15 protein-coding genes and 1 pseudogene are annotated in these 23,192 nt (G+C 71.1%); 7 read left to right on the plus strand and 9 right to left on the minus strand.

The features are described from left to right. Nucleotides 1–89: 89 nt before the first annotated feature. Entirely contained in the window at nt 90–1,277 is a 1,188-nt protein-coding gene (locus AQI94_RS12270) for an acyl-CoA dehydrogenase family protein (protein WP_031044288.1), read from the plus strand. 165 nt (nt 1,278–1,442) lie between these two features. Further along, nucleotides 1,443–1,895 carry a DUF5707 domain-containing protein gene (locus tag AQI94_RS12275; protein WP_062229724.1) on the plus strand — a complete coding sequence of 151 codons (453 nt, stop codon included), beginning with the start codon at nt 1,443–1,445 and terminating at the stop codon, nt 1,893–1,895. 51 nt (nt 1,896–1,946) lie between these two features. On the opposite strand, the gene AQI94_RS12280 is transcribed toward AQI94_RS12275, so the two are convergent. The 4 genes from AQI94_RS12280 to AQI94_RS12295 form a co-directional block, all read right to left on the minus strand. After that, nucleotides 1,947–4,979 carry an RICIN domain-containing protein gene (locus tag AQI94_RS12280; RefSeq protein ID WP_031050067.1) on the minus strand — a complete coding sequence of 1,011 codons (3,033 nt, stop codon included), beginning with the start codon at nt 4,977–4,979 and terminating at the stop codon, nt 1,947–1,949. 376 nt (nt 4,980–5,355) lie between these two features. Then, a complete protein-coding gene (locus AQI94_RS12285; protein ID WP_031050065.1) occupies nt 5,356–6,078 on the minus strand; it encodes a FadR/GntR family transcriptional regulator in 723 nt (240 codons plus the stop codon). Between the two features lie 423 nt (nt 6,079–6,501). Then, nucleotides 6,502–7,941 (minus strand): NAD-dependent succinate-semialdehyde dehydrogenase, encoded by a 1,440-nt coding sequence (locus AQI94_RS12290; protein ID WP_031050063.1) that lies wholly within the window; start codon nt 7,939–7,941, stop codon nt 6,502–6,504. Nucleotides 7,942–8,017: 76 nt separating this feature from the next. Further along, nucleotides 8,018–9,286, minus strand: a complete 1,269-nt coding sequence (locus AQI94_RS12295) for an aspartate aminotransferase family protein (RefSeq protein WP_031050060.1) — start codon at nt 9,284–9,286, stop codon at nt 8,018–8,020. A gap of 278 nt (nt 9,287–9,564) precedes the next feature. On the opposite strand from AQI94_RS12295, the gene AQI94_RS12300 reads away from it, so the two are divergent. The 3 genes from AQI94_RS12300 (at nt 9,565) to AQI94_RS12310 (ending at nt 15,011) form a co-directional block, all read left to right on the plus strand. Then, nucleotides 9,565–11,190, plus strand: coding sequence for a PucR family transcriptional regulator (locus AQI94_RS12300; protein ID WP_062229725.1), 1,626 nt, complete (start codon nt 9,565–9,567; stop codon nt 11,188–11,190). Nucleotides 11,191–11,439: 249 nt separating this feature from the next. After that, complete coding sequence (locus AQI94_RS12305; protein WP_031038569.1) at nt 11,440–13,425, plus strand: beta-galactosidase; 1,986 nt, start codon at nt 11,440–11,442, stop codon at nt 13,423–13,425. Nucleotides 13,426–13,499: 74 nt separating this feature from the next. Beyond that, complete coding sequence (locus AQI94_RS12310; protein WP_031038566.1) at nt 13,500–15,011, plus strand: glycoside hydrolase family 43 protein; 1,512 nt, start codon at nt 13,500–13,502, stop codon at nt 15,009–15,011. A gap of 88 nt (nt 15,012–15,099) precedes the next feature. Here AQI94_RS12310 and AQI94_RS12315 read toward each other — a convergent pair whose 3' ends face one another. Continuing rightward, nucleotides 15,100–16,746: a glycoside hydrolase family 27 protein gene (locus AQI94_RS12315; protein WP_031038564.1), complete on the minus strand. Its 1,647-nt coding sequence runs from the start codon at nt 16,744–16,746 to the stop codon at nt 15,100–15,102. Between the two features lie 423 nt (nt 16,747–17,169). On the opposite strand from AQI94_RS12315, the gene AQI94_RS12320 reads away from it, so the two are divergent. Both AQI94_RS12320 and AQI94_RS12325 read left to right on the plus strand, forming a co-directional pair. Beyond that, a complete protein-coding gene (locus tag AQI94_RS12320) occupies nt 17,170–18,771 on the plus strand; it encodes a glycoside hydrolase family 43 protein (RefSeq protein WP_031038563.1) in 1,602 nt (533 codons plus the stop codon). A 53-nt stretch (nt 18,772–18,824) separates the two neighbouring features. Next, nucleotides 18,825–19,850, plus strand: a pseudogene (locus AQI94_RS12325) (endo-1,4-beta-xylanase); the annotation flags it as partial. Nucleotides 19,851–19,880: 30 nt separating this feature from the next. Here the strand turns inward: AQI94_RS12325 and AQI94_RS12330 are convergent. From AQI94_RS12330 to AQI94_RS12345, 4 genes are all read right to left on the minus strand, one after another. Continuing rightward, nucleotides 19,881–20,573 carry a haloacid dehalogenase type II gene (locus AQI94_RS12330; protein ID WP_031038559.1) on the minus strand — a complete coding sequence of 231 codons (693 nt, stop codon included), beginning with the start codon at nt 20,571–20,573 and terminating at the stop codon, nt 19,881–19,883. Between the two features lie 106 nt (nt 20,574–20,679). Next, nucleotides 20,680–21,678 carry a type I glyceraldehyde-3-phosphate dehydrogenase gene (gap, locus tag AQI94_RS12335; RefSeq protein ID WP_031038557.1) on the minus strand — a complete coding sequence of 333 codons (999 nt, stop codon included), beginning with the start codon at nt 21,676–21,678 and terminating at the stop codon, nt 20,680–20,682. Nucleotides 21,679–21,784: 106 nt separating this feature from the next. Beyond that, a complete protein-coding gene (locus AQI94_RS12340) occupies nt 21,785–22,741 on the minus strand; it encodes a GlxA family transcriptional regulator (protein ID WP_031038555.1) in 957 nt (318 codons plus the stop codon). A 20-nt stretch (nt 22,742–22,761) separates the two neighbouring features. Then, nucleotides 22,762–23,190: an OsmC family protein gene (locus AQI94_RS12345; RefSeq protein ID WP_031038554.1), complete on the minus strand. Its 429-nt coding sequence runs from the start codon at nt 23,188–23,190 to the stop codon at nt 22,762–22,764. Between the last annotated feature and the right edge of the window lie 2 nt (nt 23,191–23,192).

Genomic DNA, 23,192 nt, shown 5'->3' on the forward strand with positions numbered 1-23,192 from the left:
AACACCGCGGCCTGAAGGGGACGTTGACACCCGGCGGGTTCGGCGTCACGGTGAGGGTTCTCCCGCGCATCGGGCCCGGAGGTCTCGCCTTGGCCGGTTCATCCGCACCGAACTCGGACGCCGAACTCGTCGAACGCGTAAGGAGACTTCAGCCCCTCATCCGTTCGCACGCCCTGCGTACGGAGCAGGAACGCCGGGTGACGGGCGAGGTGGTCGAGGCCCTGACGGAGGCCGGGGTTCACCGCATGAACATCCCGCGCCGGTACGGCGGTTACCAGTCCCCTGCGCGCACACAGGTCGACGTGCTGAGCGAGGTCTCCGCCGCCTGCGGATCGACGGGGTTCACGACGCTCATCCAGGCCGGGTGCGCGTTCATCGCGGCGCTCTTCCCGGACGAGGCGCAGGACGAGATCTTCGCCGACCCCGACGTGCGGGTCAGCGGCACCCTCATCCCGAAGGCGAAGGCCCGTGCGGTGGAAGGGGGTTACGTGGTCGACGGCACCTCTCCGTTCGCCACCGGCTGCCAGGACTCCGACTGGCACCTGCTGACCACGGTGGCCGACTCCGGGGACGGCCGCCCACCGGATCTGCTGTGGACGGCCATTCCGATGACCGACCTCGATGTGCTCGACGACTGGCACGTCTCCGGTCTCGCCGGGAGCGGCAGCAGCAGTGTCGTGGCCCGTGGCGTGCACGTGCCGGCCCACCGCGCACTGCCCCTCGGGCCGCTGCTGGGCGGCTCCTTCCCCTCCCGGCTGAACAGCGCCGACCCCTTCTACGGCATGCCCGTCCTCCTGCTGTTCTGCGTCTGGACGGCGGCCGGCGCCCTCGGTCCGGCCCGGGCGGCGCTCGCGGAGTTCGGCGAGCACATCCATCAGCGGGGCATCACCTACACGTTCTACGAGCACCAGCACGAAGCCCCGCTGACCCATCTGCAGTTCGCCGAGGCCGCGCTGAAGATCTCCTGTGCCGAACTGCTCACCGACGAGTTCGTCGCGCTGATCGACGCGCGGGCCGCCGACGGCAACCACTACACGACGGCGGAACGGGCTCGCATCCGGGCCCGGAGCGGCTATGTGGCGCGGCTGTGCAAGGAGGCCGTGGACCTGATCGGCTCCGCGTCCGGCGCGTCGTCACTGCGTCTGGAGGCGCCGGTCCAGCGTGCGGTGCGGGACCTGAACGCCCTGAGTCTGCACTCCTTCGTCAACCCCGCAGCCAATCTGGAGTTGTACGGCAGGGTGTTGTCGGGGTTGGACGCCGGTACGCCGTTCCTCTAGGCACCGCGCGTCGGCATCCGAACCCTCTGGAACTCCAGCTCCCCTTACTCAGGCCCGAGTTGAGTACGCGTGCTCATACCCGGCGCCCGCCGCGCGGCCAGGATGAGTGCACGGCGCCGACGAGAGCGCCGATGTGAACCAACTGAGCCTGTCGGGGGAATCCTCATGTCGCGTCGTATCGTCGTGTCCGTCGCTGCCGGTGTCGTCGTGCTCGGTGGAGCGGGTGCTTTCGCCCTCGCCTACGCCGGGGACCAGGCACCCGCGTTGGCGCACAGCACGGCCCGCTACACCGCTCCCGACGGGGACCGCGCCGGCTCGTTGACCTTCACCACCGACGTGACGGCATCCTCCGAGGTCAAGAGCGTGAAGGTGCTGGCGTGGCCGGCGCATTCGTCGTTCGCGAAGAAGGGGCTGACGGCCAAGGACATGGCCGCCGTCGACTCAGCCGTCTGCAAGCCCTCGGGCGGGGACAGTCAGCGGTGCACCTACAAGGTCCCCGTCACGCGCGCCGATGCGGAAGACTCCCCGAAGGGGCTGTGGCACGTGGCGGTCCTGGTCATCGCGAAGGACGGCGACCCGACCCTGGACACCAAGGCCGCCGACTTCACCGTGCGGTAAGCCGGATCCGCCTGGCAGGCGGATCCGGCTCGTGATCGAGGGGTCACGACATCACGCCGGCAGCAGCTTCCACTGCTGGTTGGAGCCGTCGCCGGAGGTGTACTGCACGACCTTGGCGCCGTCGCCGGTGTCCCACCCGTACACGTCCGCCACCAGCCCGCTGTCGTGGCTGACAAGGGTGAAGTACCCGTCGCTGGTGGGGCGCAGGTACCACTGCTGGTTGGTGCCGCCGGTGGGGGTCCACTGCTGAAGCTGGAGCCCGACGGTCGAGGAGTAGCCGTCGACATCGAGCACCTTGCCGGTGCTGACGTACTTCAGTGTGTACGCGCCCCCGGGAGCCGCGTCGATCGTCCAGGCGCCGCCGTCCGCCTTCTGGACGATCAGGGCGCCGTCCGCGGTCGACCCGCCGGACACGGCGAGGGGCTTGCCGCTGTTGCGGTTGACGATGCGGTAGTTCGTGCCCTCCTTGGGCTGGTTGGTGATCTCGAAGCGGTCGACGGTGGCCCAGTCGTGCGTCGCGGCGGCCCGCTGGGTGCCGGTGGCGCGCACGCTGACCGTGTGCGTGCCGGAGGCGAGCCGGGGACTGGTCCACACCGCGACGTCGCCGGTGCGGTCCTGCGCGTACAGGTCGACCAGCGCCTCGGCCCCGCCGTCGACGGAGACGCCCACGATGCCGTGGCTCGGCGCGGTCACGGCGTGCAGCGTGACGCCGGTGCCGACGAAGCTCAGCGTCGCCTTGTCGCCCGTGGTGTCACTGTAGGAGTTCGTGCCCGCGTACGGGCCGGTCTCGCCGTTCGCGTGACTCCAGGTTCCGGTGTAGGTCACCGTGGAGGCGGCGTCGTCCACACTGGTCGCCGGGTTGCCCAGTTTCAGGTACTCGACGGAGTCGGTGAAGGTGGTGCTGCCCGACTTCGTGGTCGACAGCTCCAGGTAGACGCGGCTGCCACTGGCGGGCGTGGTGAACGAGATCGGCTGGGTGACCCGGGAGCCGAGCGGGATGGTGAGGGGTTCGTTTCCGGACGCGATGACCGTGCCGTCGGGCCGGTCGAGTCGTGCCTTCCAGTTGAGGCCGACCGAGGTGCCGCTGAGATCGTCGTTGAAGACGGTGATGTTCCGGGTGGTCGCCTTGTTGTAGGGAAGGGTCTCCACCGCGCTCGGGAGCGGGAAGGTGCCGTCCGCGTCCGACTGGCCGGAGGCCGACCAGTAGGGCAGGTCGACCGCGGCGACCGGGTCGAACGCGGCCTGGATCCGCTGGATCTGCGGGTTGCTCCACGGGTCGGACAGGTTGTCCGCGCCGTAGACCGGGTGGCCGCCTTCCTCGGGGACGAAGTCGGTGGTCCGCACGCCGGGTACGAAGCCGGCCCAGCCGGACAGCAGGGTGTAGGGGCGCAGGTCGCCGGCGTCCTTGGCGCGCTTGGCGATCGTCGCGGTGGCGAACCACTCGAAGCCCTGCTTGGTGTTGGACTTGTCCCAGACGTACTCGCCCTCGCCGTCGGGCCGGCCGGCCAGGGAGGTACGGGCCTCTCCGTACTTGCCGATGCCGTCGATGTAGTGGGAGAAGACGGTGAAGTTGCCGTTCAGCAGGGCGGGCCACGGGTTGGTGTTCCAGGCGGTGTCGGCACTGACGGGCCGGGTGCCGTCGTTGCCGTTCATCGCCGCGTACAGGTCCTTCTCGAAGGACTCGGAGTCGAAGGTGCTGAGGTCCGACTCGTTGCTCTGGCTCCAGCGGATGATCGCGGGGTGGTTGCGGTCGCGCAGGGTCAGGGCCTTCGCGTGGTCGACCATGTTGTCGTGCCCGGCGACGAAGTCCTGGCAGCTGCAGGTGCCGCGGACGGCGGTCTCGTCGATGACCATCAGGCCCATCTCGTCGGCCACGTCGAGCATGTACGGGCTGGCCGGCTCCTGGTGGACGCGGACCACGTTGTAGTTGAGCCGCTGGTAGTTGTCGACCGCCTTCGGCCAGCCGCCGTTGCCCGAGGACGGCGGGAGGAAACCGGGCAGCGTGTCATAGGCGTCGCCCTTGCCGCCGTTGTCGATCCGGTCGTAGTCCGCGCCCTGGAGGCTGTCACCGCGGAAGTTCACCCGCACGCCGTTGAGCTTGTAGTACTCGCCGCTCTGGGTGGTCTCCCGGAAGCCGAACCGGTACTTGGCGTCGCTGGTGCGGCCGTCGTCGGTGGACAGATGCACCGACAACTGGTGCAGCTGGGCGCGGTACCCGGCGCGGTAGGGCACGTTCGGCCACCAGTACGAGGTGGAGCCGAGGTTCCATGCCACCGGACCGACCGTCACCTTGGCGGTCGAGTGGGCGGCCACGGTGACCGTCCTGCTGGGCAGCGACGGGTAGGTGAACGACGTGCCGTTGTCCGAGGCGAGCGAGCCGGTCAGCGTCACCGACCGCGCACTGCCGGAGGTGTTCGCCACGGACACGTCGTAGGTGAGGCTCTGGTCGGTCACGGAGGTGCGGACGAAGGCGTCGCTGACGCGCACCGCCGGATACACGCGCAGGAACGCCGAGCGGTAGATGCCCTGGGGGATCGCCTCGGACCAGTTGGCGGCGTCGGGAACCAGGGTCTGCTTCCCGGACCCGTTCATCAGGGCGTAGCGGCCCTTCACGTTCACGGTGATCGTGTGGGTCGTACCGGGTGCTGCGAAGGCGGATATGTCGAAGTTCGACTGCGTGAAGGACGTGGTCTGCGTGGCGACCACCTGCCCGTCCACCGAGAGCGTCGCCTGATGGTTCACCGCGCCGAACTCGATCCACGCCGACTGCGGTTGACCCGTGTCCGGCACGGTCACGGTCCGCGAGTACGTCGCCTCGTTCACGTCGGTGAAGCCCTGCTTGTACCAGCCGCCGCCGGGCACGGTGATCGACGTCGCCGAGCGGCCCTTCGGCGTGAAGCTCCATGTTCCGGCCAGGTCCACCGACTTGATCGCGGCGTTGCCGGCGGTGAACCCGTTGATGTCCGACACCGTCGTGGCGGACGCCGGTTGCGGTGTCGCCAGGATCGCGGCGAGCAACGCCGTCACGGTCACGAACAGTTGGGCGAGACGTCGCCGGTGCGGCGGCGGTCCGTGCTGGTACATGGTCACCTCTCGGTGTGGGGGTTCCGGAAATGTGAGCGCTAACATCGGCGGCCCGGCGGAAACGTCGGAGTGTCTGGGGACACCCCGCTCAGGGAGCGCTGTGCGACTGGTCCCCTGTGTCGTGCACCCTCAAGGACATGCGGGCCCCCGTCTTGATGTCTCAAGGAGATGTCCGGCCTGCAACATCCAGGACATAGGATGTATATATAAGGCGCGTCGAGCGCTTGTCCATGCTTCGCACCGCGAATATCGCCACCGAGCGCTAATTACCTGCGGTTACGGCACATTCGGCGGGAGCCGACGCCGATGGATCACGCTCCCCGCACCCTCGATCCATCGGATGTATCGGGCAACAGAACTCGCAGCGCCCCGCTCGTCAATCGTGCGTGGTCGTCCCGAAGGGAAGGGGTTCACCTGAGCGCAGGTGCTCCCTCAGCCACTGCTCGGTGTTGCTCACATGCAGCAGGGCGGCGGCCTGGCTGAGGGCGGCGTCACGGTGGGACAGGGCCTTGTAGATCGCCTCGTGCTCGGCGAGGGTGCGGCCTGCGGCCGCGTCGTCGACCAGGCCGCGCCAGATACGGGCGCGCAGGGTGCGGCCGGAGATCCCCTCCAGGAGGGTCAGGAGGGTCTCGTTGCCCGTGGCCGAGACGACGGCACGGTGGAAGGCGGCGTCATGGGCGTTGAGCTGGGCGACATCGTCGCGGGCCTCGCGCATGGCGTCCAAGTGCCGCTTCACCTCGGCCAGTTGGTCGTCGGAGATACGGGTGGCGGCAAGGGCCGTGGCCATCGGTTCGAGCAGCCGCCGTACCTCCATGAGGTCCTGCAGCGCGACCGAGTCGCCCTGGAGCAGTTCCACCGCGCCGCCGAGCCCCTCCAGGAGCAGGCTCGGCTGGAGGCTGGTCACATAGGTGCCGTCGCCCCTGCGGACCTCCAGAACCCGGGCGACGGCCAGCGCCTTGACCGCCTCGCGGGCGAGGTTGCGGGACAGGCCCAGCTGGGCGGCGAGATCGGGCTCCGGCGGGAGCTTCGAGCCCGGAGGCAGGGCACCGCTCCGGATCAGCTCACGAATGTCCTCGATGGCCTTGTCCGTCAGCGACACCGCTCGTCCCTTCCCCCGCTGTGCGCCGCGGGCATGTCCGACCTGCTCGGGAGTCCGCACGCCTGGGGCGACGTCGATGATACTGGGGCGGGTCCGTGGGAAGACGAGCGCGTCGGCTGGCGGGGCGTTCCGTACGCGCACCCGTTACGGTGCCGGCCTCGCAGCGTGGCGTGCGCACGGCACACGGCACACGGCGCATGGCGCAGGGAGGAGCCGGACCGCGGTGCCGGGCGGTGTCGACGTGCGTGCGTCGGGGACAGGACGAGAAATCGCCGTACAGCGAGGGCCCGCGGGGCGGGCGGGGGTCCCGGGCCCGTGACGAACACGGCCGCGTCGGCGGCACCCCCGTGGGCATCACCGTCGCCGATTCGGCCGCCGGCTCCGACGTCCGCCCGCGGGGGCCTTCGTCCGTCGTACCCCCCGTCAGCTCACCGGGATCGCCAGGTACTGGTGCTCCAGGAACTCGTCGATCCCGACGCGGCCGCCCTCACGGCCCAGCCCCGACTGCTTGACGCCGCCGAAGGGCGCGGCCGGATTGGAGACGAGGCCCGTGTTGAGGCCGACCATGCCGACCTCCAGGCGCTCGCTGACCCGCAGGGCTCGGTCCAGGCCCTCGGTGAAGACGTACCCGACCAGGCCCCAGGGGGTGTCGTTGGCCCGGCGGACCACCTCGTCCTCGTCGTCGAAGGTGAGGATCGCGGCGACGGGGCCGAAGATCTCCGTGCCCATGAGGCGGCTCTCGGGCGACACATCGGCGAGCACGGTCGGCGGGTAGAAGCAGCCCGGACCCGCCGGTGTACGACCGCCGACGAGGACACGTGCTCCACGCTCCACCGCGTCGGCGACCAGCGCCTCCACCTTGGCACGCCCCGTCCGGTCGATCAGCGGCCCGACATCGACGCCGTCCCGGGTGCCGGGACCCACGACGAGCGCGCCCATCCGCTCGGCCAGGCGCCGCCCGAACTCCCGCGCCACCGACCGGTGCACGAAGAAACGGTTGGCGGCCGTGCACGCCTCGCCCATGTTGCGCATCTTGGCGGCCATCGCCCCGTCCACCGCCTTGTCCAGGTCGGCGTCCTCGAAGACGACGAACGGCGCGTTGCCGCCCAGCTCCATCGAGGTCCGTACGACCGCGTCCGCGCTCTGGGCGAGCAGCAGCCGCCCCACGGCCGTGGACCCGGTGAAGGACAGCTTGCGGATCCGCCCGCCGCGCAGGAGCGGTTCGCACACCTCCCCCGCACGGGAGGTGGTGATGACGTTCAGCACGCCGTCCGGCAGCCCGGCCTCCTTGAGGATCGCGGCGAGAGCCAGACTGGAGAGCGGGGTCTGCGGAGCCGGCTTGAGCACCATCGTGCAGCCCGCCGCGACGGCCGGGCCGATCTTGCGGGTGCCCATGGCCAGCGGGAAGTTCCACGGGGTGATCAGCAGACAGGGACCGACCGGGCGGCGGGAGAGCAGCATGCGGTTGCGTCCGTCCGGCAGCGTGCCGTAGCCGCCGTCGACGCGGACGGCCTCCTCGGAGAACCAGCGGAAGAACTCGGCCGCGTAGGCCACCTCTCCCCTGGCCTCGGCCAGCGGCTTGCCCATCTCGGAGGTCATCAGATGGGCGAGCTCGTCGGTACGCCCGATGACGATCTCGTAGGCGTGGCGCAGGATCTCGCTGCGCACCCGGGGTGCCGTACGGCCCCACTCCTGCTGGGCCTGGACGGCGGCTTCCTCGGCGAGCTTCGCGTCCTTGGGGCCGGCGTCGGCGACGTGGCACAGGATCTCGCCCGTGGCGGGGTCGTCGACGGGCATGGTGGCACCGTCCGCCGCGTCCGCCCAGGCGCCGCCGATGAACAACTGCGTGGGGGTGTCGGTCATGAGCTCTCTCCTGGTTGATCGAGCCGATCGCGGCCGGGTCGGGCGAACTCGTCCGGGAGGCGCGGGAGGGCGCCCGTCATCGCTGTGCTGTTCCCGAGGTACCGGCCTCGACCGCGGCCGCCCACGCCCGCAGGCCCTCGTCCACCGCGGTCTCGTCGATCACCAGGGCCGGGATCATCCGCACGACCTGGTTCCAGGCCCCGCACAGCAGCAGGAGCAGGCCCTCGTCGACGGCGGCACGCTGCACGCGGGCGGCGGTCTCGGGGTCCGGACCACCGTCCTCGGTGACGAACTCGGTGGCGAGCATCAGTCCCAGGCCGCGTACGTCCCCGATGCCCGGCGTACGGCCGGCCACCGCCTCCAGGCCCTGGCGCAGCCGCTTGCCCATCGCCTCGGCGTTCTCGACGAGCTTCTCCTCGCGGACGACATCGAGGGTGGCGCAGGCCGCGGCGCAGGCCACGGCGTTGGCCCCGTACGTACCGCCCTGCGAGCCCGGCCATGCCCTGGCCATCAGGTCCTCGGACGCGGCGATGCCCGACAGCGGGAACCCGCTGGCCAGACCCTTCGCGGTGACGAGGATGTCGGGAGTGACCCCGAAGTGGTCGTGGCCCCAGAAGCGACCGGTGCGGCCCACGCCGGTCTGCACCTCGTCCAGGATCAGCAGGAATCCGTGACGGTCGGCGCGCTCGCGCAGGCCCTCCAGGAACGCGCGGGTGGCGGGCACGTAGCCGCCCTCGCCGAGCACCGGCTCGACGATGACCGCGGCCGTGTCGGCGGGCGAGGAGATCGTCTGGAGCGTGTAGTCGAGCTCCTGCAGCGCGAAGCGGGTCGCGGTCTCCTCATCCCAGCCGTAGCGGTAGGCCGAGGGGAAGGGCGTGACCACGACCCCGCTCATCAACGGCGAGAAGCCGGACCGGAAGCGGGTGCCCGAGGTCGTCATCGCGGCGGCGGCCACCGTACGACCGTGAAAGCCACCATGGCAGACCAGGATGTTCGGCCGGCCGGTGGCCTGGCGGGCCAGCCGCAGCGCCGCCTCCACCGCCTCGCTGCCGGAGTTGGTGAAGAACAGGCTGCCCAGACCGGCCGGCAGCACCTCGCCGAGCTTGTCGACGAGACGGCGCAGGGGCTGGTGCATGACGGTCGTGTACTGGCCGTGGATGAGCGTGCCCACCTGCTCCTGCGCCGCCGCCACGACCTTGGGGTGACAGTGTCCGGTGCTGGTTACGCCGATGCCCGCGGTGAAGTCGAGGTAGCGGCGGCCGTCCTGGTCGAAGAGGTGGACGCCCTCGCCCCGGGCCGCCACCACGGGCGTGGCCTGGCGAAGGTGCGGCGACAGTGCGGTCATGTTCGTCTCCCGGCCTCGGAGTTCGGACTGCTGCGGTGTCCCGAGCATCTCCACCCACCAGGGGTGCGCCAACGTGCGATCTGTCCGGCCGGGCCGCCACATCCGGACGTTGTGTCAGCCTCGTCGGGGGCACGCACCGGCGGCGGTCCCGCACGGACCGCTCTTGCGCAGGTCAGCGCCGCTTGTCACAGTGGCCGGGCACGTCCGGGCGCGCCCGGGCACGGAGCCGTGTTCGCGCAGGGGATCCTGGAGACACCGTGAGGGATCCTGGAGACACCGTGAACGACAACGAGCCGGCCGGCTGTGGGCCCGCCCGCGCGGTCACCGTCGCCGACGTCCTGGCCCTGCCCGTCCTGGCCGCCGGACACCCCCGGGTCGTCACGGGCGCGTCCCGACTGGACCGGCCGGTCAGGTGGGTCCACATCACGGAACTGACCGACCCGGCGTCCTTCCTCAAGGGCGGCGAACTCGTCCTGACCACCGGAATGCCGCTCCCGGACGACGCGCCCGGCGTGCGCCGGTACGTCGACGAGCTGGCCGGCATCGGCGCCGCGGCCCTGGTCATCGAACTCGTGCGTCGCTATCACCGCCCGCCGGACGCCCTCGTCGACGCCTGCCGGCTGCGTGGTCTCCCGCTGGTCACGCTCGCCAGGGACGTCAACTTCCTGGAGGTCACCCAGGTCGTGCACGCCCTCCTGCTCGGCAACCAGGCGGACGCGATGCGCCACACCCAGCGCATCCACGAGGTGTTCACCGCCCTGACCCTGCGCGGTGCCGGCGCGGAGGACGTGGTGCGCGCGGCGGCGGAGATGTGCGGCCGCACGGTCGTCCTGGAGAACCTGGTGCACCAGGCACTCGTCTGCGAGCCCTCCGGAGGAACGGTGGAGGAGGCGCTCACGGGCTGGGAACAGCGCTCCAGAGCCACCGGCGTCGACGACCGCGCGGCGACACGCGGCCCCGCGGGCTGGCTCACCGCGCCGGTCGAGTACCAGGGTGAGCGCTGGGGCCGGGTGGTCATGCTCCCGGCCCGCGCTGGCGGCCCCGCCTTCGGGCCCGAGGACGTCACGGTGCTGGAGCGGACCGCGATGGCGCTGACCGTCGCCCGCCTCATCCATGCCACCCCCTGGGAGCGCACCGCGCACCGCGACGCGCTGCGCGACCTGGTCGGCCGGCGCCACCGGTCCGCCGGCGACGCCCGTGCCCGCTGCGCCGCCCTCGGCCTGCCGACCGACCGGGGCCGGTTCGTGGCGACCCTGGTGGACCTCCGTACGGACAGCGGGGAGAGCGATCTCGAATCCCGCCTGGACCAGGAGCTCCGGACGGCAGGCATTCCCGCCCTCGTCGGCTCGCTGGCCCCCGGTCGCCTCGGCGTTCTGCTGGCGCCGCGCCCCTCCCAACCGTGGCGCCCGGTCGTCGATCGGCTGTGCGGCACCGCACTGGGCGTGGCCCCGCAGGCAGTGGTGACCGTCGGTTCGGAGGTCACGGATCTCTCCGAGGCCGCCCGCTCCTTCCACGAGGCGGCCCGCGTCGCCGAGGCCACCCCGACCGGCCAGCGGCTCCCCCCGGACAGGTCCTTCCACGAGCAGTCCGACATCGGCCTGCACCGCCTGCTGTACGCGCTGCGCGAGGACACCCGGATCCAGCAGTACGCCGAACAGCAGCTCGGGCGGCTCATCGATCACGACGCCCAGCACGGCACCGATCTGCTGACGACCCTGCGCCACTACCTCGAAGCGGCCGGCAACAAGACCACCGCCGCGCGCCGGGGCGGCCTCTCCCGCGAAACCATGTACCAGCGCCTGCGCACCGTCGAGCGTCTCCTCGACCGCGACCTGGAGTCCGGCGCACAGCGCACCGAACTCCACACCGCCCTCACGGCACTCGATGTGCTGCGAGCCCACTGAGGGAACGGATGCGGGATCGGTGGCCGGCAGGCTGTCGGAATGGCGACGATGACCGTCGAAGCACGATCATCGAAGCGCTTCGACGATGGCATCATCCTCGCCGGACTGTCAATAGCCCACAAGAAGAGGGCCCATTGCGGGTAGAGACCTTGTTCAACGCAAAAACTGTCCGTTAACTTGCGCCTGTAAGTGAAGCGCTTCGACAGTCGCAGCACGACTCGCCTCCGCTCCCGTACCCGAGGAACCGTCATGACGACGCGCAGCATCACCGACCGCCTGGGCGGCCTGGCCTTCGGCGGGGACTACAACCCCGAGCAGTGGGACGAGCCGGTGTGGAAGGAGGACGACGACCTGATGCACAGGGCCCGGGTCAACCTGGCCACGGTCGGCGTCTTCTCCTGGGCACTGCTGGAACCCGAGGAGGGCCGCTACGACTTCGCCTGGCTGGACGCCCATCTGGAGCGCCTGCACGCGAACGGCGTGGCCGTCGACCTGGCCACCCCGACCGCCTCCCCGCCGCCCTGGTTCACCCTGGCCCACCCCGACGCGTCCACGGTCCGGCCCGACGGCACCCGTCTCGTCCACGGCAGCCGGGACACGTACTGCCTCACCGCACCCGCGTACCGCGAAGCGGCCCGCCGGATGGCCGGGGCACTCGCCGAACGCTACGGCGACCACCCCGCCCTCGCGCTGTGGCACGTGCACAACGAGTACGCCACCCTGTGCTACTGCGACCACAGCGCCGCCTCCTTCCGGGTGTGGCTGCGCGCCCGCCACGGCACCCTGGACATCCTCAACGAGGCCTGGGGGACGGCCTTCTGGAGCCAGCGCTACACCTCCTGGGAACAGGTCCTGCCGCCGCGAGCGACGAACTGGCACCGCAACCCCGGCCAGGAGCTGGACTTCCGCCGCTTCTGGGCCGACGAGGTCACCGCCGCCTACCGCGAGCAGCGGGACGCGATCCGCGCGCACAGCGACCGTCCGGTGACGACCAACCTGATGCTGCCCGCGTACCAGAACATCGACGTATGGGCTCTCGCCCGGGAACTCGACGTGGTCACCGTCGACCAGTACCCGAGCGCCCCCGGCGTGGACGCCGCCGCCGACGTCGCCTTCCACGCGGACCGTGCCCGCTCCCTGGGCGCCGGCCGTCCCTGGCTGCTGATGGAGCAGGGCACCAGCACCGTCTACGACGGTGACCGGGTCCTCGCCAAGGAGCCGGGGGACATCCTGCGTCACACCCTCGGCCACATCGCCCGCGGTTCGGAGGGCGCCCTCTTCTTCCAGTGGCGGCAGTCCCGGGCCGGCGCCGAGACCTGGCACTCGGCCATGGTCCCGCACGCGGGGCCGGACAGCCGGATCTTCCGCGAGGTCACGCGGACCGGGGAGGCGGTCGCCCGTCTCGGCGAGCTGGCGGGATCGACGGTGTCCGCACCGGTGGCCGTCCTCCACGACCCGGACGCCTGGTGGGCACTCGGCGTGGACGGACTGCCCACCGCGGACCTCGACTACCACGCGGCACTGGGCCGAGCGCACCGCGCGCTGTGGGACGCCGGCGTCACGGTCGACTTCGCCCACCCCGCACACGAGTTGAGCCGCTACCCGCTCGTCGTCGCACCGGCCCTGTTCCTCCTCTCCGACAAGGCGGCCGAGAACCTTCGCCGTTACGTCGCCGACGGCGGAACGCTTCTCGTCCAGCACGCGAGCGGCTACGTCGACGAGCGCCTGCACGCCCGCCTCGGCGGCTACCCGGCCGCTCCCCTGCGCGAGGCGCTGGGCATCCGCGTCGAGGAGTACCGGCCGCTGCGGCGCGACGAGCGGATCACCCTGTCGGACGGAACCCGGGGCACCTCCTGGAGCGAGTCCCTTCGCACCGAGGGCGCCGAGACGCTGGCCGCCTACACCCACGGCATGCTCACCGGCGGTCCGGCACTGACCCGCCACCGCTTCGGCACCGGCCGGGGCTGGTACCTCTCGACCCGGCTCACCGACGCCGACTACGCCGCCCTGGTCGCCCGGCTGCTCGACGAGGCGGGCGTGGGCCCCGAACTGCCGGGCCTGCCCCCGCGGGTCGAGGCCGTCACCCGGCACGCCCCGGACGGACGCCGCTGGCGCTTCCTGATCAACCACGGCGCCGAATCCGCGCCGCTGCCCGCATCGGCCCACGACCTGCTCACGGACGACACGGTGTCCGAACTGCCGCCCGGCGGCTGCGCCGTGCTCCGTATCACCTGACCGCACGCCTGACCACCGGTCCGGGCCCCGGACCGCCCACACCCGCATCACCGATCTTCGAGAGGACCCATCAGGTGCCCCCTCCGCCCCAGCCCGACGCGCCCACCAACCCCGTGCTCCCCGGCTTCCACCCCGACCCCAGCGTCTGCCGCGTCGGCGACGACTACTACCTGGCCTGCTCCAGCTTCGAGTACTTCCCGGGGGTGCCCCTCTTCCACAGTCGTGACCTGGTCCACTGGACGCAGATCGGCAACGCGCTGGACCGGCCGGAGCAACTGCGACTGCCCGCCTCCATGCCGTCGTCGGGCGGGATCTACGCCCCCACCCTGCGCCACCACGACGACCGCTTCTGGCTGATCGTCACCAACTGCAGCGAGGGCGGCGGCAACCTGATCGTCACGGCCACCGATCCCGCCGGACCGTGGTCGGACCCGGTCCGGGCCCCGGGAGTCCCCGGCATCGATCCCGACCTCGCCTGGGACGAGGACGGCACCTGCTGGTGCACGGTCGCCGGGGTGTCCCAGGTCCGTATCGACCCGTCCACCGGGCAGACGTACGGGACGCCGCACAGGCTCTGGTCCGGCGGGCCCGGCGCCAAGGCCCCGGAGGCGCCGCACCTCTACCGGATCGGGGCGTACTGGTACCTGCTCATCGCCGAGGGCGGCACCGAGCGAGGCCACGGCGTCTCCATCGCCCGCGGCCGCGAGCCCACCGGCCCGTTCGAGCCGTTCCCGGGCAACCCGATCCTCACCCATCGCGGCACCGACCACCCGGTCCAGAACACCGGGCACGCCGATCTGGTCCAGAGCCCCGACGGCTCCTGGTGGATGGTGCTGCTCGGCGTCCGGCCGGGCGGCGGCACGCCGGGCTGGCACGTGCTCGGCCGGGAGACCTTCCTCGCCCCCGTGACCTGGGCGGACGACTGGCCGGTGGTCGGCAAGGTCTCCCTGGACCTGCCCGAACTCCCGTGGCCGCTCTCCCCCGGCCCCGCCGAGGAGCGCAGGGACGACTTCGAGCTCGCCGAACTGCGACCGTCCTGGATCTCGCTGCGCGACCGGACCGCCGCACACTGCACCACCAAGGAGCGTCCCGGCTGGCTGACGCTCCGCGCGCGGGGTGCCTCCCTCGACGAACCCGACGTGGTGTTCACCGGCCGGCGCCAGCAGCACCTGTCCTGCCGGGCCCGCACGCTGCTCGATCCCGCGGAGGGCAGCGGTGGCCTGGCCGTCCGGCTCGACGAGCGGCACCACTACGCGATCGAGGTGTCCGGCACACGCGTCCAGGTGATCGCGCGTGTCGGCTCCCTGCGCACCGTCGTCGCCGAACAGCCGGTTCCCGCAGGGCCGTTGGTCCTCGCCGTCACGGTCACGGAACCGCCGGCTCCGCACGGGCCGTGCACGGGACCGGACGTCGTCTCGCTGGGCGTGGAGCAGCCCGACGGCACGTTCACGGTGCTCGCGGCCCTCGACGGCCGCTACCTGTCGACCGAGGTGGCCGGCGGCTTCACCGGTCGGGTCATCGGCATGTACGCCGCGGCAGGCACCGTCCACTTCGACTGGTTCGACTACGAGTCCCTGGACGGCTGACCCCCCGGCCGGCTCCCGCCCCGGTCGCGCGCCTCCACGGCGACCGGGGCTTCTCCCCGTCCGGTGTGCGGGACCGGTACGGCACGCCTCACGCGCGGGTCCACTTCTGGCTGTTCTGGCCGGTGCAGCTCCACAGGACCAGCGGGGTCCCGTTGGCGGTGCCGGCCCCGTTGGTGTCGAGGCACAGCCCGGCGTGGGTGTTGCGGATCGACCCGTCGGCGGAGACGGTCCACTTCTGGTTGTCCTGGCCGTTGCAGGGCCAGATGACGACCCGGGTGCCGTTGGCGGTGCCCTGGTTGTAGGCGTCCAGGCACTTGTCGCCGTAGACGCGGATCTCCCCGCCCGGCCACGTGGTCCACAGCTGGTTGGCGGCCGTGTGGCAGTCCCAGAGCAGTGCGGTGGAGCCGGCGGCGGTGGAGGCGCCGTCCACGTCCAGGCAGCGGCCGGAGGCGTTGCCGCGCAGTCGCGCGGTGGTGGCGGACAGCGGGCTGCCACCGCTCACCCGGAACACGGCCACGCCGTGCGCGGGGACGCTCGCCGAGATCTGCCCGGAGGTGCTCGACGTACCGCCGGTCCACAGGTCCGTGAGGGTGAACGGCCCGCCGGACAGGCCGACTTGCGTGGCCGTGGTGGTGACCGTCGCCGTGCCGGCGCCCCGGTTGAACAGGCCCACCGCGACCGAGCCGTCGGACAGCGGTTTGGCGAACACCTCGGTGTCGCCGTCGTCGCGCACTCTGCGCCCGCCCGCGCCGAGCGCATCCTGGTTGACGGCCAGCAGCCGGGGGTTGCGCAGGATCGCGCTCACGTCGGTGGACATGGTGCGGATGTCGTTTCCGGCCATGAGCGGTGCGCTGAGCAGGGACCACAGGGCGAAGTGGGAGCGGGACTCGGTCAGTGACAGACCGGGGCGGCCGACGACCAGCATGTCGGGGTCGTTCCAGTGCCCCGGGCCCGACTGCGCGGCGAGCGGCGCCGTGACGTCCAGGACGTTGCCGACGCCCATCGGATAGCTGTTGGTGTTGCCGTTCTGCCAGATGTCGAGCAGGTCCTCGGTCGTCCGCCACAGGTCGGCGACCTCGCCCCAGTTGTACGTGGCGCCGGTGATGGCGTGGAAGCTGTTGGGGTTGATGCTGTAGACGATCGGCCGCCCGGTGGCCCGCAGGGCGTCGCGCATCAGCGTGAATCGCGCGACCTGCTCGTCGCGGGTACCGCTGGAGGAACACCAGTCGTACTTGAGGTAGTCGACGCCCCACGAGGCGAACGTGGTGGCGTCCTGCGTCTCGTGCCCCCTGCTGCCCGTCGAGCCCGGATAGGCGCCGCTGGTCTGCGCGCAGGTGCGGTCACCCGGCACCTGGTAGATGCCGAACTTCAGTCCCTTGCCGTGGATGTAGTCCCCGAGGGCCTTCATCCCGCTCGGGAACTTGGCCGAGTTGGCCCGCAGGTTGCCCGCCCCGTCGCGCTGCGGGTCGAACCAGCAGTCGTCGACCACCACGTACCGGTAGCCGGCCTCTCGCATGCCCGAGCTCACCATCGCGTCGGCGGCCTGGCGGACCTGCGCCTCGGTCACTCCGCAGCCGAAGCTGTTCCAGCTGTTCCAGCCCAGCCGTGGAGTGAGTGCCGGGCTGCCGGGTGCGGCCGTGGCGGTGGTGTGGACCGCGGCCGTGAGGGACGCGGCGACCGTCAGCACGGCGGACGCGAAGACACGAAGCAGTCGGCTGCCCGTTCGTGTGGGCACGGTGGGTTCCTTTCGATGCGGGTGCTGCGGTTGTCGGCGGGCTGACTTCAGACAGCGGAGGACTGGGGCCACGCGCTTCGGACCATGACGCGTGCATGACATTCGCAAGTGTTCGAAATTTCGATCCCCTTTCGGATCGTTTCCGCCTCGGATATTAGGGAGGTTGCCGAGCTTGTCAACTCCGCCGATCGCGCCAAGTCGCCTTCGCCGAGGTCCTGCGGACGCGAAGGGAGCGAAACATTTCGGCATTCTCAACGAATCATGCGAGACATATTGACGGGAGCTCTCCGCCACCTACGATCCAAGGTGTCCCCCGGTCGACTACCGTTCGCAACTTCGAACAGAACGGGACCCGCCCACCCACGGAAGCGCAACCACCCCACAGAGGGAACGACATTGGATATGTCATGCTCTCGTCAATCCATGGACCGCCGCCGCGCACTGGCCGCCGGCGCCGGCCTCGCCGCCGGAGCCGTCCTGCCGCTGGCCGGAGCAACCCGGTCCGCCGCGGCCGGCTCTGCCGCGGCGACCTACACGAACCCGGTCATCTGGCAGGACTTCGCGGACATCGACATCATCCGCGTCGGCGCCACCTACTACGCCTCGGCCTCGACGATGCACTACTCGCCCGGGGCGCCCGTCCTGCGCTCGTACGACCTGGTGAACTGGGAGATCGCCGGTCACTCGGTGCCCGTCCTCGACTTCGGCGCCAAGTACGACCTGAACGGCGCCCGCGGCTACGTCCGGGGCATCTGGGCCTCGTCGCTCGCCTACCGCCCGAGCAACAGGACCTTCTACTGGCTCGGCCAGATCGACTTCGCCAGGACGTACGTCTACACCGCCACCGCCGCCGAGGGCCCGTGGAACCGGCTCACGACGATCAGCACCCCCTACTACGACGCGGGCCTGCTCGTCGACACCGACGACACGCTGTACGTGGCGTACGGGAACACCACCATCAGCGTGGCCCAGCTCTCGCCCGACGGGCGCAGCCAGGTCCGTACGCAACAGGTCTTCACCACCCCGTCGAGCGTCGGCACCCTTGAGGGCTCCCGTTTCTACAAGATCAACGGGCAGTACTACATCTTCCTGACCCGCCCCGCGAACGGCCAGTACATCCTGAAGTCGTCGAGCGGCCCCTTCGGTCCCTACACGATGCGGCAGGTCCTGCTCGACCTGCGCGGGCCGATCCCCGGCGGCGGCGTCCCGCACCAGGGCGGACTGGTCCAGACCCAGGGCGGTGCCTGGTACTACATGGCCTTCGTCGACGCCTACCCCGGCGGCCGGATGCCCGCGCTGGCCCCGGTCACCTGGACCGCGGACGGCTGGCCCGTCGTCCAGCTCGTGAACGGCGCATGGGGCACGTCGTATCCCAGCCCGGCCGTGCCCACCCCACCCCGCCAGGTCACCCCCATGACCGGCGTCGACACCTTCGACGGTACGAGCCTCAAGCCGAGGTGGGAGTGGAACCACAACCCGGACAACACCAAGTGGTCCGTGGACAACGGACTCACCCTGCGCACCGCGACCGTCACCAACGACCTGTACTGGGCCCGCAACACCCTGACGCACCGCATTCAGGGACCCACCTCCACCGCCACCGCCCAGCTCGACCACTCGGCGATGCGGGACGGCGACCGGGCCGGACTCGCACTGCTGCGTGACTCCTCCGCCTGGATCGGCGTCCGCCGCGACGGCGGCGCGACCCGGGTGGTCATGGTCAACGGCCTGACCATGGACGGCAACTGGAACACCACCGGCACCGGCACCGAGGCCGCGAGCGCGCCCGTCTCCGGCGGCCGCCTCTGGCTGCGCGCGAACGCCGACATCCGCCCCGGCGCGGCACGCGCCGGCACCTTCTCCTACAGCACCGACGGCACGAACTTCACCCGCCTCGGCCCTTCCTTCTCCCTGGGCAACGACTGGCGGTTCTTCATGGGCTACCGCTTCGCCCTCTTCAACCACGCCACCCAGGCGCTCGGCGGCTCGGTCCGCGTCCTGCGGTTCGAACTGTCGACGCCCTGATCCGACCCTCGCGACCGCACCACCCAACCCCCCGCACACCGTGAAGGAGAACCATGAACCCGCTCAGGCGGCTCGGCTCTCGCCGAGCCTCGTTGTTAACCCTGCTGGCCGTCGGCGCCCTGGCGTCTCCGGCCGCCGCGACCGCCGCATCCGCTGCACCCGACGCGGTCCGGGCCTCCACTCTGGGAGCCCAAGCGGCCCAGTCCGGCCGGTACTTCGGCACGGCGGTGGCCGCCGGACGGCTCGGCGACGGCACGTACACCGGGATCCTGGACCGCGAGTTCAACTCGGTCACCCCCGAGAACGAGATGAAGTGGGACACGACCGAGCGATCCCGCGGCTCGTTCAACTTCGGCCCCGGCGACCAGATCGTCAACCGGGCGGCGGCCCACGGTCAGCGCATGCGCGGCCACACGCTCGTGTGGCACAGCCAACTGCCCAGCTGGGTCAGCTCGATCAGGGACGCGAACACCCTGCGCAGCGTGATGAACAACCACATCACCCAGGTGATGAACCACTACAAGGGCCGGATCTACGCCTGGGACGTGGTCAACGAGGCCTTCGCCGACGGAGGCAGCGGCCAGCAGCGCAGCTCCGTCTTCCGGGACGTCCTGGGCACCGGCTTCATCGAGGAGGCCTTCCGCACCGCTCGGTCCGCCGACCCGGCGGCCAAGCTCTGCTACAACGACTACAGCATCGAGAACTGGAGCGACGCCAAGACCCAGGGCGTCTACCGCATGGTCCGCGACTTCAAGTCCCGGGGCGTGCCCATCGACTGCGTCGGCTTCCAGTCCCACTTCGGCACCGGCGGCCCGCCGTCGAGCTTCCAGACGACACTGTCGAACTTCGCCGCTCTCGGCGTGGACGTCCAGATCACCGAGCTCGACATCGCGCAGGCGTCCTCGGCCGCGTACGCGAACACGGTCAGGGCCTGCATGAACGTGGCACGCTGCACCGGCATCACCGTCTGGGGCATCCGCGACAGCGACTCCTGGCGCAGCGGTGAGAACCCGCTGCTGTTCGACCGGAACGGCAACAAGAAGGCCGCCTACCAGTCGACGCTCACCGCGTTGGGCGGCGCATGATCGCGCCGGGGCCGGCCTCGACGGTCAGGGCGCCGTCAGGGCGGTGACCAGTTCGTCCAGTCCATCGAATCGGCCGTCGAAGGTGTCACGGCTCGTGGGCGGTTCCCCGACGGGCCGGTGGACGTAGGCGGTCCGCATGCCCGTCGCCTGGGCTCCGCGCAGGTCCCAGGCGTGGGCGGCGACCATGAGCACGCGGTCCGGCGCGCATCCGGCGGCGCCGAGGGCGAGTCGGTAGACGTCGGGCGCCGGCTTGTAGGCGTGGACGGTCTCTGCGGACAGGGCCTGGTGCCAGCGCAGTCCGGCATGGGCGTTGAGTCGTGGCAGAGCGGTGTGTGCGGCGTTGGAGAGCCCGAGCACGGGGAACCGCCGAGACAGCCGTTCGAGACCGGCGACGGAGTCGTCCCACGGGGGCAGACGCTGCCCCGCCGTGGCCAACCGGGCCACGGTCGAAGGATCCGTGCACCCGGCGCGGGCCGCGACCAGGTGCGCGGCCTCCGCGTCGAGGACCGAGCTGTCGGCGTACGCGCGCTCTCCTTGGGCGATGCGGCGCCGCTCCCGGTCTCCGTGCCCCTGCCACAGAGCGAGCAGTTCGTCGACGCGTACCTCCTCGGAGGTGGGCACCGCTTCGCGGATCCCCGCTCGGAGCCCGCTCGGTTCGTCGACGAGGGTGCCGAGGACGTCGAAGACGACGACCTCGATGTCGCGGATCGCAGCCATGCGGGCTCCCGTTCACGCCGATGTCACCTACTCGGCCGGTGATGATCCTGTCATCAGGATCATCACCGGTCAAGAGGGTCACGCGTGCTGGACGGTTCCGAGGGCCTCAGCCGTTGGCCAGGAGCTCCAGGGTGTCGATCACGCGGTTCGAGAAGCCCCACTCGTTGTCGTACCAGGCGACGACCTTCACATGGCGGCCCTCCACGCGGGTCAGGGCCGAGTCGAAGATCGACGAGGCGGGGTTGCCCGTGATGTCCGAGGAGACCAGCGGGTCCTCGGAGTACTCCAGGACACCTGCCAGGGGTCCTTCGGCCGCGGTGCGGTATGCCGCCAGCACGTCCTCGCGGGTCACGTCACGCGAGACGGTCGTGTTCAGCTCGACGATGGAGCCGACCGGTACCGGGACGCGGATCGAGTCGCCGGACAGCTTGCCGTCCAGGTTGGGCAGCACGAGGCCGATCGCCTTGGCGGCGCCGGTCGTGGTGGGCACGATGTTGACGCCGGCGGCGCGGGCGCGGCGGGCGTCGCGGTGCGGACCGTCCTGGAGGTTCTGCTCCTGCGTGTAGGCGTGCACGGTCGTCATGAAGCCGTGCTCGATGCCGGCAAGCTCGTCGAGCACCGAGGCCAGGGGCGCGAGCGCGTTGGTCGTGCAGGAGGCGTTGGAGACGACCGTGTGCAGGTCCGGGTCGTAGGCGTCGGTGTTGACGCCGTACGCGAGCGTGACGTCGGCGCCGTCCGAGGGGGCGCTGACGAGGACCTTCTTCGCGCCCGCGTCCAGGTGGGCGCGGGCGGCCTTGGCGGAGGTGAACCGCCCGGTGGCCTCCAGGACGATGTCGACGCCGAGCTCGGCCCAGGGAAGCTGCGCCGGTTCGCGCTCGGCGAGCACGGTGATACGGCGGCCGTCGACGACCAGGGTGTTCCCGTCGACGGTCACCGGACGGCCGAGACGGCCGGCCGTGCTGTCGTAGGCGAGCAGCCGGGCGAGCGTGGCGGGTTCGGTGAGGTCGTTGACGGCGACGACCTCCAGGGCGCTGTCGCGTTCCAGGAGCGCGCGCAGCACATTGCGTCCGATACGGCCGAATCCGTTGATGGCGATGCGAGTCATGAATGGTGTCCCTTCCCTATGCCCACCAGGCTCGCGCGCGCCGACGGCGGCTGACAGTGGCGCGATCGCCATGGTTCAAAAGGATCGCGCCAGCCAGCGGCAGGGGTCACTCGCCGCGGGTGAACGTGCGCCGGTAATCGCTCGGCGTGGTCCCCAGGATCTTCTGGAAGTGCGTCCGCAGATTCGCGCCCGTTCCGAGCCCGACGTCGGCGGCGATCTGCTCGACGCTCCGCTCGGAACGCTCCAGCAGCTCGCGGGCCAGGTCGATGCGGGCGCGCATGACCCACTGCATCGGCGTGTATCCGGTCTCCTCGACGAAGCGGCGCGAGAACGTGCGCGGCGAGACCGCGGCCTGCCGCGCGAGGAGGTCGAGGGTGAGGGGTTCGTCGAGGCGGCGCAGGGCCCATTCCCGGGTGGCGGCGAAGCGCTCGCCGAGCGGCTCGGGCACGCTGCGCGGCACGTACTGCGCCTGACCGCCGCTGCGGTAGGGGGCCGCGACCAGGCGGCGGGCGGCGTGGTTGGAGGCGGCCACGCCGAGGTCGCCGCGCAGGACGTGCAGGCACAGGTCGATGCCGGAGGCGGCCCCGGCCGAGGTCAGCACGCTGCCCTCGTCGACGAACAGCACGTTCTCGTCGACCCGGACGAGAGGATGCTTGGTCGCGAGCGCCCTCGTGTAGTGCCAGTGGGTCGTGGCGCGCCGGCCGTCGAGCAGGCCGGTCGCGGCCAGCGCGAAGGCACCCGTCGAGATGGCGGCCAGCCGCGCGCCCCTGCCGTGGGCCGCGACCAGCGCCTCGACGACTGGCTGCGGCGGATCCTCACGGTCCGGGAACCGGTAGCCCGGGATGAACACGAGATCCGCCCACGCCAGCGCCTCCAGACCATGGGCGACGTGGTACGACAGCCCGTCCCCGCCGCTCACGAGCCCCGGTGCCGCGCCGCACAGCCGCACCTCGTACGGCATGCTCGCGCGCGTGGTGAACACCTGCGCGGGGATGCCGACGTCCAGGGGCTTCGCGCCTTCGAGGACGAGAACGGCGACACGGCGAAGGCGGGAGGCTGACACGGGGACAGGCTACGCAGAGGTCAGGCGTCCTCGACGGTCGCGGTGACGGGCGTGCCGATCTCGACCGTGCGGCTGACCGTGCACAGGCGGTCGTGGGAGGTCTTCACCGCCCGGGGCAGGATGGTGCGGGCCCGGTCCGCGCCCTCGCCGTCCGGGAAGGTGACGGTGAAGGTGACGGCGAGGTCGGTCAGCCGGTTGCCGAGCTCGTCGTTGACCTTGTTGCCGCTCACCTCGACGGAGAAGGAGTCGGGCTCGGCGTGGCGGGTGGTGGCGAGGTCGACGTCCACCGCCGTGCAGCCGCCGAGCGCGGCGAGGAGCAGTTCGACCGGGGTGAACTCGGTGTCGGAGCCGGTACCGAAGCTGATCGTGCCGCCCCGGGTGTTGGTGGCGACGAAGTGGCCGGTGCCGGTGCGCTCGACGGTGACGGACCGCGCGGAGTTTTCGCTCATGG

The organism is Streptomyces pseudovenezuelae (assembly GCF_001513955.1).
Taxonomy (GTDB): domain Bacteria; phylum Actinomycetota; class Actinomycetes; order Streptomycetales; family Streptomycetaceae; genus Streptomyces; species Streptomyces pseudovenezuelae.